We start from the raw sequence: 12,055 nt of genomic DNA, 5'->3' as shown, positions 1-12,055 counted from the left end.
GCTGAGACAAAAGTAGATTAGTTGAAGGGAGGTCCGGACGAACAATCTAGATTCTTGATGGAGAATCCAACTCGTCCGGATTTTTTTATTGGTATGGTGACCATAGTTTGCATGTATGTAGTTGTTTCAAGCTGTGTATTGGAGAGCAAGACGAAGACTCCTTGGGAGAAAGCGGAAGCGACGAGGAGGCTCAGCGGCTGCCGGAAAGAGAAGTCTTGCACGGAAATCAACAGCGGTGCCTCAAGCGATTCATACTAGCTCCTTTATCCAATCTGTTTGTCTTTAGATTGTATTGATTTTGTTGTGTCATAATCTCATCTCTTATGAAAAAGCGTCTACCCGTGCATTCGGTGCCAAGCGATGGTAAAATGAAATGTAAAGAGCTGTAAATAAGCGGACGAAGCGATAAGAGCTTTGCTATCAAATACATAGAATGAAGTGGTAAGGAGGAAAAGGGCATGACAAAAGGAATTGCTCAATACGAAGTAGGAGAGCAAGTTGATCTTTATTTTTTAATTAAATCCTCAACGAGAGGAATTGCAAGCAATGGAAAACCATTTTTAACGGTAATCCTACAGGATAAAACAGGTGATATTGAAGCCAAGCTGTGGGATGCATCTCCAGATGACGAGGAAAATTATGCTGCTCAAAAGATTGTGCGAGCTGCTGGAGAAGTAATGAATTACCGCGGGCGCAACCAGCTGAAAATACGCAACATTCGTCCTGCACAGCCCCAAGACGGAGTGCGCACATCTGACTTTTTAGAAGTGGCGCCTTTATCTCAAGAAGAAATGGTGGAACATATTACAAAGAGTATATTTGAAATGAAAAATTCAAATGTCCAGCGCATTACTCGCCATTTGTTTAAAAAATATCAAACGGAATTTTTAGAATATCCGGCAGCAACTAAAAATCACCATGAGTTTGTATCGGGGCTTGCCTACCATGTGGTGTCTATGCTGAAGCTGGCTGAGTCATTTTCAACCCTTTATCCAAGCTTAAACCGCGACTTGCTGTACGCTGGAGTTATTCTTCATGACCTTGGCAAAGTATTTGAACTTTCAGGTCCTGTTTCGACGATATACACAGTCGAAGGGAACTTGCTTGGCCATATCTCGATTATGGTGAATGAAATTGGAAAAGCGGCGGAAGAATTAGCGATTGAAGGAGAAGAGGTCATGCTTCTTCAGCACCTTGTATTATCGCATCACGGTAAAGAAGAGTGGGGAAGTCCGAAAAAGCCGTTAATTAAAGAGGCTGAGATGCTTCATTTGATTGACAATGTAGACGCTAAAATGAATATGCTGGACCGAGCATTAACAAAAGTGAAGCCTGGTGAATTTACAGAGCGTATTTTTGCACTTGATAATCGTTCATTTTATAAACCAACTATTGATTAAAAAGGTATAAGTCTTTCTTCCTTCGCATATAGTGGTTGTAAATAACTGTGATGGGGGATCAATATATGGTGACACTACCAATTTGGATTTATTTAGTTGTAGCAGGCATTTTCTTTAGTGGATTTATGGCAATTCGTGCTGCACAACATGATAAGCAAGTGGATGATTCGTTTATTGAAAAAGAGGGACAAGTCTTCATCGAAAGAATGCAAGTGGAAAAAGAAAGACGCAACAGCGATTCTATCTGATTATATAAAAGAGCCTGTCACATGAGTGACAGGCTCTTAGCATTACTGCTGAGGAGTTTCTACGCCAGATTGACTATCTGTCGCACCTTCTTCGAAAATTGGTTTTACATTTTTATCTTTGACTTCCACTTTTGCTTTATCAAGCTCTTTTTGAATCTTCTTGTTCGCTTCTGCTTGATCTACTTTTGAACGTTTGATTTGCTGCTCAAGTTCGGGTTTCTTTTTCTCAAACGATTCTACTTTCTTTTTATCGACTAGTTTAATGATATGGTAGCCGTACTCTGTTTTGATTGGTTTACTTACTTCACCTTTTTTCAGCTTGTAAGCCGCTTCTTCAAATTCTTTAACCATTTGGCCTTCACCGAAGTAGCCTAAATCGCCGCCGTTAGCTGCAGACTGCTGATCCGTTGAATATTCTTTTGCTAGACTAGCAAAGTCCTCGCCTTTTTTGATTTTCGCTTCTACTTCGTTTGCTGTCTTTTCGTCTTTTACTAAAATATGACTTGCGCGAATTTGAGGTTTTTGAGCTTTATATTCATCATAAGCTTTTTTCAGTTCTTTGTCCGATACTTTAATGCCTGCCGTAGCAGCTTTTTCACGGAGGATATCTACTTTTAGCATATCTTTGACTTCTTTTTCGCCTTTTTGCTTAATAACTGAATCCACCTGATCACCGTATTGTTCTCTTAGAATGTTCAGCTGCTGATCAAGCTCTTTATCCGTTACTTTATATTTTTTACTCAATACTTTTTCTTCGGTAACGCTTCGTACGAGTGTATTAAATTGGTCTTGTCCGATTGTATCTTTCATTTGCTTATACAAATCACCTTGAGTGATATTGCCTGCTTTTGTTTCTACAATTACTTTTGAAGAATCGTTTGCATTTGAAGCATCATTTCCCCCACTGCATGCTGATAAAGCAACGAGGCTGGCTGCCGTTGTTAGTGCAACTAAGCTTTTTTTCATACGTAAACACTCCTACTCATCATTTTTACTTATGTAGCTTGACTCAAGATTTACTATATCACATTTCCTGATGTTAGCAAATGAAGTTAAAACCACGTAAATTTACATTTATTTTCCACTAAGCGTGGAGTGATTATACGCTTATGATGGCTTTTTTATAAAGCGTTTTCAAAATGGTGGACAAACTCACAGAGTAATCTCCAAACGAGAAGCAAGAGAAATAAATTATGGAGTTTGGGCTAAAAGCCTAGACGTTTTTTGAGCTGATGCATAAGATGCAGTATTAGTAAACAAAGGGGGTGCTCAAATGAGCGGATGCGGATATGGAGGCGGTTTTGCACTATTAGTTGTACTGTTTATCTTATTAGTCATTGTTGGTTGTGCATGTTACCACTAGGAAACAGGTGAATATAAAAGGAAAGGGGCGATAGATATGGGTTCTTACGGATGCGGATACGGCAGTGGATTTGCTCTATTAGTCGTATTATTCATCTTATTAGTTATCATCGGCGCTAGCTGTTTTTGCTAAGCCTATAAAAAAGCGGTGAGACATCTCACCGTTTTTTATGTAAATGATACTTCAATATAAGATGAAACTAATAAAATGGTAATTAATACATTAATCGTACGAAAAACTTTAGGCTGTTTTTCAGCTGGAATTTCTTTTTGAATACACAATGTATTTGTTAGTGCATTGATGTAGAATAAAATGAATAGTGCAAATACAATAAAGAATATGTACATAAAAATCCCCCTAACAAAATCAGTGTGACGAAGACAAAAAGTCTTATAGTCATTTATATAGTACAGCTTTGTATGAATTTACAAATATCTATATTAACATTACCAAAAAAGCGGTAAAATAGATAGTTATATATACAGTTGAGCAAAGAATTTCAAAAGGTATTTACACAGAAATGCGGTTTTTATTTTATAAAGGGTAGTTAAGAAGTTGAGAAATAGGTTTTAAACGAAATAGCAAAGTGAATGGATAAGAAATGAGTAACAATCAGCCATTGTGCAAAAGGATTGTTAAAAAGGACAGAGGGATTTATATTAATATATGCAGTGAGTACATAATCAGTATATGAAAATCTTTATACGGTGCTACTCAAACAGGAAATGTGATTGACGAAGAAAGAATTATTTGGAAGAACATGAACGAATCATGTACAATATGGAGTAGAGATATATGAACGTTGAAGGAGTAGGGGAAGCGGATGGAAACTTTAGAATCTCGAGTATCACGTTTAGAATATTACATAAAACTGTTATCTGGGACATCTGAACAAGAAGCTAAACCATTTATTGATTTAGTGGTAAGAAATCAGCTTACAAAGAGGGAAGTAGAGGAAATTTTAATTCTGTGTGAAGATACAAAAAACGAATATATTGAGCAAAAAGCGGAAGGCCTAACAGACTTTGTTCCGCTTCTTACACAATTTGTTGGTATGCTGAATTATAAATTAACTCCCAGAGAGACGGTCGAATCGCTTCGTTATCAACCTTCTTATCAAGATGTGATGAATGAATTTTTTGAAATTATTCAATGGATAAGGGACTAACCATTAAGAGTTTGAAATAGTCTCCTGGTGGTTCTCTTTATCTTTCTTGACAAGCTTGCCATCTTCTTCAGTGAATTCTTCTTCGATATGATGGAAAGATCGCTCGAAGATATCCATAAAATCTTCACCGTAAATTTTGCGGATGACGGTCATTAGTTCCATAAACTCAGGGAATTTGCCGTACAAGTCGCGCAACGGAAGTGCGCCGCTGAATACTGAATTATTAGAAGGTTCGTAATGTTCCATTAAATCCAGTAAAATGGCCTCGCCTTTATCTGTCAGCTGAATGTACGTATTTCGCTTGTCGCTTTCTTTTTTAGAAAACTCAAGTAAACCTCGTTCTTCTAGTTTTTTGGAGAAGTTAAATGCAGTAGAAACATGCATAACTCCAAACTTGGCAATTTCGGAAATGGAAGCCCCGTTTAAATGATATGAAATCCACAAAATATGATGCTCGTTAATATTAAGGTCATAAGGCTTAATCCATTGCTGCCAATCCTTCTCTACGGTTTTCCAAAGGGCTTTACTTAATTGGGCAATACGTTGGCTAAATAGAAGTGCTTCTTTCAAACTGTAATCCTGATCACTAGTCTTTTTCATCTTCTCCCACCTACTTAGTCTCTTTTTTTATTTATCTTCTATTATGCCAATAAAATAAAAAATTATAAAGATGTAAATTTACAAAATTTTAAAAAATTAAAAAAGAAGGCGCTTTAACCTTCTTTTTTGTCAATTTTTTCATTGGGATTTTTAGTTGTCTGTACATGTTCCTCTAGGTTTGACAAAGAATTTTGGATTTCTTTCAAATGATGCTGAATGGATTCCTTATGAGGGACAATTTCTTCTTTAAACTGACCAAGGGTAGTAGAAAGGTCACTTGCGATATTTTTCACTATAGTATTTCCTTCTCTGGCGGTCATTTGTACTTGTTGAGAAACAGCTTTTATTTTTGTTGAGAGCTCTTGTTGTGAAGCGTTAACTCGGTCTTTTCGAGAACTGACACGCTGTTTAAGTTCTCGTCCTGAATATGGAGTAATAAGAAGCGTTGTAATAGCGGCTACGGTGCTTCCGATTGCTGCTCCAGCTGCTAGTTTTTTCATTCTACTCATTATTTATTTCCTCCTATGTAGTAAAGTAATTGCTAACACTTCCTTCTGACATAATCATAAAAAAATAGCATAGATTTATACAAAAGAAGGAGGTTATCAACATGGGATAGCTTTATTCATTCTTTTGATGATTAGCCTGAGTTTTTTTCTCGCTGCTTTTAAATGGTTTAGCCTTACGACTAGAACGGCATCATATCCACCTAAACATGTGCTTAAACAAAAGTCTCTTACATGTGCGACAGTGGCTTTTGCGAGTTTTTTATTGGCGCTTATACTTTATTATGTAACCTAGGATGGGGAACTTAAACCTTTATTACATAGTAAGTCTTCATACCTATTGTATGAGCTGCAAATGAAATTTAAGTGAAAAGCATCCTGTATCATTTCTTTTTAAGCAACAAGTTAAGAGCCGGACTTTAGATTGTCTCTAAAAGATCAGCAACATACTATAAATGAACCGTTTTATCTAAAGGTCCGCCACGCTTTGGCGGGCCTTAGCTTTTGGTGTAAAAAAAGAGCCTGATTCTTAACTAAATCAGGCTCTTGACGTTACGATAATTTTGCTTTGATGCTTGTACGTTTTAGCACGGATTGAACAATTGGATAAATAACGACCATAACGATTGTATTCACTACTGTTGCAGGTAACACAACCGCAGCAACAAGCGCCATGACGCTGTTTCCGCTCGGTAAGCCGACGATTAGCGCGGCAGCAGACAAGAATACGGTTCCTGATACGAGCGTGCCAACAGCTGTTAAAGCAGCGGCAACTGGTGTTTTCATGCCTATTGCTTTTTTTACAAGCATAAATAATGCAAAGAAAACAAATGCTGTAATTGGTTTATCAATCAAGTTTGCAATTTGTCCGCCAGGAAAGCTTGTTGTTAAAGCAGAAATAACTGCTGTGGTTAAGCTAACCAATGCAACATTTTTTACGCTAGGAAACAACAGGATTGCTAAAAACATCATTGTTAACATCATATCTGGCTTCATTCCAAATAAAATGGGAGGTACCACCGTGTGGAGAACCGCTCCAATTCCGACTAATAACGCTAAAGAAACTAAAACTTTTGTATTCATTTCTCATCTCTCCTCTTCTAAGCTAAGCTCGAAATATACCAATAGTGCGTCTATGCCCATTGCATATATTTACATACTGATTATAACATATTTATGTGAAAAAAGAATCAGCTAATTCTGCCAATTACGCGTTTGCCTGCGCAAATTCATCCATAAAGACGGCAAGAGCTTCACACGCTTCAAGCGGCACAGCATTGTAAATAGAAGCGCGGCATCCGCCGATTGAACGGTGTCCAGCTAATCCTACAAAGCCTTTTTCTTTTGCTTGCTGTAAAAACTCAGCCGTTAGCTCATCGTTTGGTAAAGTAAACGTGACATTCATAATTGAACGGCTTTCCTCTGTAGCGTGAGGAGTATAGAAACCGTTTGAACGTTCCATGCTTGCGTAGAGTAACTTAGCTTTTTTATGATTTTGAGCTTCAATGGCTTTAACGCCCCCTTGTTCTTTAATCCAATCTAAAACAAGTGAAAGCATATAAATACCAAACGTTGGAGGAGTGTTGTAAAGAGAATTGCTCTTTACGTGAGTCTCATAGTTCAGCATTGTTGGTAAACCTTCAGGGATACGTTTAAGCAATTCTTTCTTCAAAATGACAACTGTTACACCAGATGGTCCGAGGTTTTTCTGAGCACCAGCATAAATGAGTGAGAACTTAGATACATCAATTTGACGGCAAAGGATGTCGCTTGACATGTCAGCAATTAAGTCTACTCCTTCAATAGAAGGGTAGTCAGCCCATTGTGTACCAAAAATGGTATTATTGGATGTGATATGCAAGTACCCAATCTCTTCTTTTGGAAGCTTTATATCATCTAAAGCTGGAATAGAGCGGTAGTTCTCTTCTTTAGTAGAAGCAACAACTGCTGTTTTTCCAAGTTTCTTTGCTTCTTTTAACGCTTTTTCCGACCATGATCCCGTTAGCACATATGCCCCGACTTGATCAGGAGCTAAAAAGTTCATTGGAATCATAGAGAATTGCAGGCTTGCTCCGCCCTGCAGGAATAAAATTTCATGTGTATCTGGAATATTAAGCAATTCCGTTAGTGTTTCTTTAGCATGTGTTAATACATCTTCAAACTCTTTGCTGCGATGTGATAATTCCATCACAGACATACCTGTATTTTTGAAGTTAACTAGCTCCTCTTGAGCAAGTTGTAAGACAGGTAGGGGAAGCGCAGATGGACCTGCATTAAAATTATAAGCTCTGTTTAACGTAATCACATTAATTCCTCCTCAAATTAGTTCGAACACTCATCATACAAAATGGCTAATGACTGATGTCAGAAAGAATATCATTATACTATCATGAAAACCATTGGTTGTGGAGGTAACTTTTCAAAAATTTAAATTAATCTGTAAAGAGAAAATAATAGAAAAAAGATAAATAAAAAGTATATGTAAACATGTTTTGGCAAACATGTAAATGAAATGTTTATATGCTATACTGATGGAAGAAATAATGTGGAGGAACAGAATGAGAGTATTAAAATATGCAATATTAGGGCTCTTAAATCAGGAGGAGCTCAGCGGGTATGACATTACCAGACTTTTTAAAGAAGAGGTTGGTAATTTTTGGAGCGCTAAACACAGCCAGATTTATCCCGAGCTAAAGCGATTAACAGAAGAGGGATTTATTCGCTATGAAACGGTGATTCAAGGCAAAAAATTAGAAAAAAAGATGTATTCGATAACGGAAGAAGGAAGAGTGGAGCTAAGCAAGTGGCTCACTACGATTGATCCTATTCCTGAAACAACTAAAGATGAATTTATGTTAAAAGCTTATTTTGCTTCATCCATGTCAATAGAAGAGTTAAAGCAACAAATAGATAACCAATTATCAAGCAGGAAAATGAAGCTGACTTTTTTAAAGAAACGAATGGATGATCTTTTAGAAGAAGTTAATCACCACATTACCGTTTCTTCTCCTCAATTTGGTCATTACTTGGTGCTATCTCGCGCTCAAGACCGGGAGACAAGCTATATCAATTGGCTTGAACGTACGCTGAATTTAATTGAAAAAGAACAATAAGAAAAGGTGAGCAGATCATGAGTTGGTGCATAAAATCATTTCAAGAGCTGACAAATGATGAGCTTTATGAAATTCTACAGCTTCGCACCTCTATTTTTGTTGTGGAACAGAAGTGTGCTTACTTAGAAGTAGATGGAAAAGACAAATTTGCTTATCATTTGTTCAAAAAAGAAGATGAGAAAATTATCGCATACCTTAGAGTTTTACCAAAAGGAATTAGCTATAAAGAAGCTTCTCTTGGACGTATTATTGTAAAACAAGCACAGCGCGGTACAGGTTTCGGAAGAGAACTAGTAGCAAGAGGAATTGCTTTTCTAGAGAATGAATTGCACGAGAAGACAATTAAAATTCAAGCTCAAAGCAGACTTCAAACATTTTATGGATCGTTTGGTTTTAGACCTATTTCCGATATTTATTCAGATGAAGGACTCCCACACGTCGATATGCTAAAGACACCTTAGAAACTTCACCATTTGTGTGAAGTTTTTCTATTTTTAAAACGGGTAAGGTGAAAGAAACGTGTAGGGTTTAGTGGCATGCAGATAGAATCGATATGACTACTACTAAATTAGTAATTTATGAATAAGATAGATAGTGAATTTGTTTCTTTTTACTTATTCTTTGATTTTCAGTAAGTGATATATTGAAGAAAGTAATAATATTGTATATAATGATTTTTGTAACAAAAATGTAACAATTACGTAATATTCTTAATGTTTATTGAGAAAGAAATTTGTTGTACATATTGCTTGGAGGCATTTTTATGAGTGCAAAAGAAAAGAAAAATAGGTATATATATAGTTTGGACGGACTTCGGGCCTTTGCTGTCATGGCTGTGATTGCTTATCACTTAGGCTTTGGATGGGCGTCTGGAGGATTTTTAGGAGTTGACGTTTTCTTTGTATTATCTGGGTATTTAATTACCTCAATTTTACTGGTGCAATCTTGGGAAAATCCTTTAAAGAATTTGAAGCATTTTTGGATTAGCCGTACGAGAAGACTTCTTCCAGCTGTGTATGTGATGGTCGTATTAACTGCAGCGTGGGTTATTTTATTTAACCGACCATTGTTAACAACGCTACGAGGCGATGCATTATCGTCTATTTTTTATATGAGTAACTGGTGGTTTATTTTTCATAAAGTTTCATATTTTGATAGTTTTGGATCACCGTCACCATTAAAGAACTTATGGTCACTTGCTATTGAAGAGCAGTTTTATATTGTATGGCCACTTGTTTTATTGTTGGGTTTGAAATTTATTAAAAAGAGAGGAATTCTTTCTCTATTTATTTTAGCTGGAGTAATGGCCTCAGCCATTCTGATGTCTTTTCTATATGAGCCAGGAGGAGATCCTAGCCGCATTTATTATGGAACCGATACTCGGCTGTTTGCCCTTTTAATCGGTTGTTTACTTGCATTTGTCTGGCCGATGTATCGTTTATCATCAAAAAATCTTCCAGCTGTAGGCAAGCAAGTATTAAACGCAGTAAGTATGGTAAGCTTCTTTGTATTTATTCTCTGCGTATGGAGCGTTGATGAGTATACGCATGCATCTTTTCTTTATCAAGGTGGCATGCTGCTGATTTGTTTAAACGCTGCTGTGCTGGTTGCAACGATTAGTCACCCTAGTAGCTTTTTAGGAAAAGCTTTGTCGTTTAAACCGCTTCGCTGGCTTGGTACTAGATCATACGGTATCTATTTGTGGCATTATCCGGTTATTGTTCTTACAACACCTGTAGCCGAGATTGGCCGCCCGGTCTATTGGCATGCGCTGTTACAAGTAGGAATTACATTTATCATTGCTGAACTTTCGTACCGTTACATCGAGGTGCCTATTCGCACACGCGGTTTTCGCTATTATTTCCGGCACTACCATCCAAGAGAGCTTTTTAAATGGCGTAATCTCTCTCGTTCGAGACAAGCGGTTTTGGGCAGTCTCATTTTCTTTTTGGCGTTGTTTACAGCGGATATGACAAGCTTTGCTATTAGTACGCAGCAAAAGGATGAGACCGAAACAAAACAAACAGAGGTTAAAATTCAAACGAATCATAAAGAAAATGCTTCAACTTCTGTCAAAGACAAGAACAAAGCGGAGGATGAAAAAACAAAGAACGCGGAAAAGAACTCCGCAGAAGAAAAATCTGATGCAAAAGAAGAACAGCCGCCGAATTCTTACAGAGATGTTCTTGCGATTGGAGATTCGGTCATGCTGGATATTGCTCCTAATCTTAAAGAGATGCCGCTTAGTATTACGATTGACGGAAAAGTAGGAAGGCAGCTCAATGAAGCACTGCAGCTAACTCCTAGTTATCAAGCATTTAATAATCCGAACAGCGCAGTGATTATTGAGTTAGGAACGAACGGTTATTTTACCAATGAAGAACTTGAACAACTGTTAAAAGCTTTTTCACAAGCGGACGTTTACTTAGTGAATACGCGCGTTCCTCGTTCCTGGGAAAGCACCGTGAACAAGAACTTGAAAGCTGCTTCTGAAAAGTTTGATCACGTCACGCTTGTAGATTGGTACTCTGAGGCTTCTAAGCACCCTGAATACTTTACATCAGATGGTGTCCACTTGGTACCTGAAGGATCAAGAGCATTAACAAAATTGATTGAAGAGCGTATGAATTTAGAAGTTAAGGAAGAAAATGGTTCATAATGAGCGAGAGACGTATTGAGTTTTATATCATAAACTGATTAATAGATAAAACAAAAAAAGCTTACATGTGTAAGCTTTTTTTGTTTCAAGAAAGGCGAGAAGAAATATTGCCAGCGATTTCTTGAAGTTTTTCAGGCGTGTATTCGCTTGTATGCTCTTTCCATACAGCACCGAATCCATCGCCTTCCCCGTAGCGTGGAATAATGTGCATATGATAATGAAACACGGATTGACCAGCTTTTTCACCATTATTATTTAAGATGTTTAAGCCGATTGGGCTGTATGTTTCTTTAATTGCATTTGCAATTTGAGGAACCACTTCAAATAAATTGCGCGCAATTTCCGGTGTTAGTTCGTGAATGTCTTTTTTATGTACTTTTGGAATCACCAGCGTATGACCTTTTGTTACTTGACTAATGTCTAAAAAAGCTAATACATGTTCGTTTTCAAATACTTTTGCACCTGGAATTTCACCGCGAATAATTTTGCAAAAAATACAGTTTTCATCATGTGTGCTCATTATGTTCACCTTCCGTTACTAATATAAATGTATGGGTATACATGTACGTTTATTTTACCACAAAGTAGAAATGCAATCAGCAGGCAAGAAATAGCCACTCATATTTTATACACAAAAACGGGATGCAAACGATTATGCATCCCGTCATGTGAAGAAGGAAAAAATAGCTTTTAATGCAGCATATGATCTTTAAGGAACACCTCATTTACGTAATTACATTGCCTAATGAAACAGTAACTTGAAAAAGTATATTCTCTTTAACAAACACCTCATTTAAGCATTGAGCTAAAAAAATATACAATGTGAACGAAATCGTTCTTGGTCTTTGACAAACACCTCATTTACACAGTAATAAATGAACATTATTGTCTACCCATTATATATATTCTTACTACGTTCATGACTACCATCCCCTTATGAATCAAACATACATCGATTTACAATAAGGTTTTCTGAAATATGCCTGCTGTAGACACCT

The 12,055-nt window shown here is 37.0% G+C and carries 16 protein-coding genes; 9 read left to right on the top strand and 7 right to left on the bottom strand.

The window, feature by feature from the left end:
- Positions 1-458 precede the first annotated feature (458 nt).
- Together yhaM and AC1VNJ_RS21545 are read left to right on the top strand one after the other, a co-directional pair.
- Positions 459-1,400, top strand: a complete 942-nt coding sequence (yhaM, locus tag AC1VNJ_RS21550) for a 3'-5' exoribonuclease YhaM (RefSeq protein ID WP_013055309.1) — start codon at positions 459-461, stop codon at positions 1,398-1,400.
- A 65-nt stretch (positions 1,401-1,465) separates the two neighbouring features.
- The gene (locus AC1VNJ_RS21545; protein ID WP_013055310.1) at positions 1,466-1,648 is read left to right on the top strand and encodes a sporulation YhaL family protein; all 183 of its coding nucleotides are present in this window, start codon (positions 1,466-1,468) and stop codon (positions 1,646-1,648) included.
- A gap of 42 nt (positions 1,649-1,690) precedes the next feature.
- On the opposite strand, the gene AC1VNJ_RS21540 is transcribed toward AC1VNJ_RS21545, so the two are convergent.
- Complete coding sequence (locus AC1VNJ_RS21540) at positions 1,691-2,614, bottom strand: peptidylprolyl isomerase (protein WP_013055311.1); 924 nt, start codon at positions 2,612-2,614, stop codon at positions 1,691-1,693.
- A gap of 307 nt (positions 2,615-2,921) precedes the next feature.
- Between AC1VNJ_RS21540 and AC1VNJ_RS21535 the strand changes: the two genes are divergently transcribed.
- Together AC1VNJ_RS21535 and AC1VNJ_RS21530 are read left to right on the top strand one after the other, a co-directional pair.
- Positions 2,922-3,011: a YjcZ family sporulation protein gene (locus AC1VNJ_RS21535; RefSeq protein ID WP_074682953.1), complete on the top strand. Its 90-nt coding sequence runs from the start codon at positions 2,922-2,924 to the stop codon at positions 3,009-3,011.
- A 36-nt stretch (positions 3,012-3,047) separates the two neighbouring features.
- Entirely contained in the window at positions 3,048-3,143 is a 96-nt protein-coding gene (locus AC1VNJ_RS21530; protein ID WP_016762974.1) for a YjcZ family sporulation protein, read from the top strand.
- Positions 3,144-3,178: 35 nt separating this feature from the next.
- On the opposite strand, the gene AC1VNJ_RS21525 is transcribed toward AC1VNJ_RS21530, so the two are convergent.
- Entirely contained in the window at positions 3,179-3,358 is a 180-nt protein-coding gene (locus AC1VNJ_RS21525) for a hypothetical protein (protein ID WP_013055312.1), read from the bottom strand.
- A gap of 476 nt (positions 3,359-3,834) precedes the next feature.
- Between AC1VNJ_RS21525 and AC1VNJ_RS21520 the strand changes: the two genes are divergently transcribed.
- Positions 3,835-4,179 (top strand): DUF1878 family protein, encoded by a 345-nt coding sequence (locus tag AC1VNJ_RS21520; protein WP_028412557.1) that lies wholly within the window; start codon positions 3,835-3,837, stop codon positions 4,177-4,179.
- Positions 4,180-4,182: 3 nt separating this feature from the next.
- Here the strand turns inward: AC1VNJ_RS21520 and AC1VNJ_RS21515 are convergent, their stop codons facing one another.
- Positions 4,183-4,779, bottom strand: a complete 597-nt coding sequence (locus AC1VNJ_RS21515; RefSeq protein WP_014461677.1) for an HTH-type transcriptional regulator Hpr — start codon at positions 4,777-4,779, stop codon at positions 4,183-4,185.
- Positions 4,780-4,892: 113 nt separating this feature from the next.
- Positions 4,893-5,288, bottom strand: a complete 396-nt coding sequence (locus tag AC1VNJ_RS21510) for a YtxH domain-containing protein (RefSeq protein WP_028412556.1) — start codon at positions 5,286-5,288, stop codon at positions 4,893-4,895.
- Positions 5,289-5,361: 73 nt separating this feature from the next.
- On the opposite strand from AC1VNJ_RS21510, the gene yhzF reads away from it, so the two are divergent.
- Positions 5,362-5,580, top strand: a complete 219-nt coding sequence (yhzF, locus tag AC1VNJ_RS21505; RefSeq protein WP_465245805.1) for a membrane protein YhzF — start codon at positions 5,362-5,364, stop codon at positions 5,578-5,580.
- Between the two features lie 257 nt (positions 5,581-5,837).
- On the opposite strand, the gene AC1VNJ_RS21500 is transcribed toward yhzF, so the two are convergent.
- Together AC1VNJ_RS21500 and serC are read right to left on the bottom strand one after the other, a co-directional pair.
- Positions 5,838-6,368, bottom strand: coding sequence for a tryptophan transporter (locus AC1VNJ_RS21500; RefSeq protein WP_482641279.1), 531 nt, complete (start codon positions 6,366-6,368; stop codon positions 5,838-5,840).
- A 124-nt stretch (positions 6,369-6,492) separates the two neighbouring features.
- Positions 6,493-7,590: a 3-phosphoserine/phosphohydroxythreonine transaminase gene (gene serC, locus AC1VNJ_RS21495; protein WP_033580646.1), complete on the bottom strand. Its 1,098-nt coding sequence runs from the start codon at positions 7,588-7,590 to the stop codon at positions 6,493-6,495.
- A 253-nt stretch (positions 7,591-7,843) separates the two neighbouring features.
- On the opposite strand from serC, the gene AC1VNJ_RS21490 reads away from it, so the two are divergent.
- From AC1VNJ_RS21490 to AC1VNJ_RS21480, 3 genes are all read left to right on the top strand, one after another.
- Positions 7,844-8,398 carry a PadR family transcriptional regulator gene (locus tag AC1VNJ_RS21490; protein ID WP_028412553.1) on the top strand — a complete coding sequence of 185 codons (555 nt, stop codon included), beginning with the start codon at positions 7,844-7,846 and terminating at the stop codon, positions 8,396-8,398.
- Positions 8,399-8,415: 17 nt separating this feature from the next.
- Entirely contained in the window at positions 8,416-8,859 is a 444-nt protein-coding gene (locus AC1VNJ_RS21485; RefSeq protein ID WP_482641278.1) for a GNAT family N-acetyltransferase, read from the top strand.
- Between the two features lie 302 nt (positions 8,860-9,161).
- On the top strand, positions 9,162-11,057 hold the full coding sequence (locus AC1VNJ_RS21480) for an acyltransferase family protein (protein WP_154992351.1): 1,896 nt from the start codon (positions 9,162-9,164) through the stop codon (positions 11,055-11,057).
- A gap of 85 nt (positions 11,058-11,142) precedes the next feature.
- Here the strand turns inward: AC1VNJ_RS21480 and AC1VNJ_RS21475 are convergent, their stop codons facing one another.
- Entirely contained in the window at positions 11,143-11,577 is a 435-nt protein-coding gene (locus tag AC1VNJ_RS21475) for an HIT family protein (protein ID WP_014461670.1), read from the bottom strand.
- Positions 11,578-12,055: the final 478 nt, after the last annotated feature.

Source organism: Priestia sp. 3CA3 (assembly GCF_056836725.1).
This window is presented reverse-complemented; position numbering and strand designations above follow the sequence as displayed.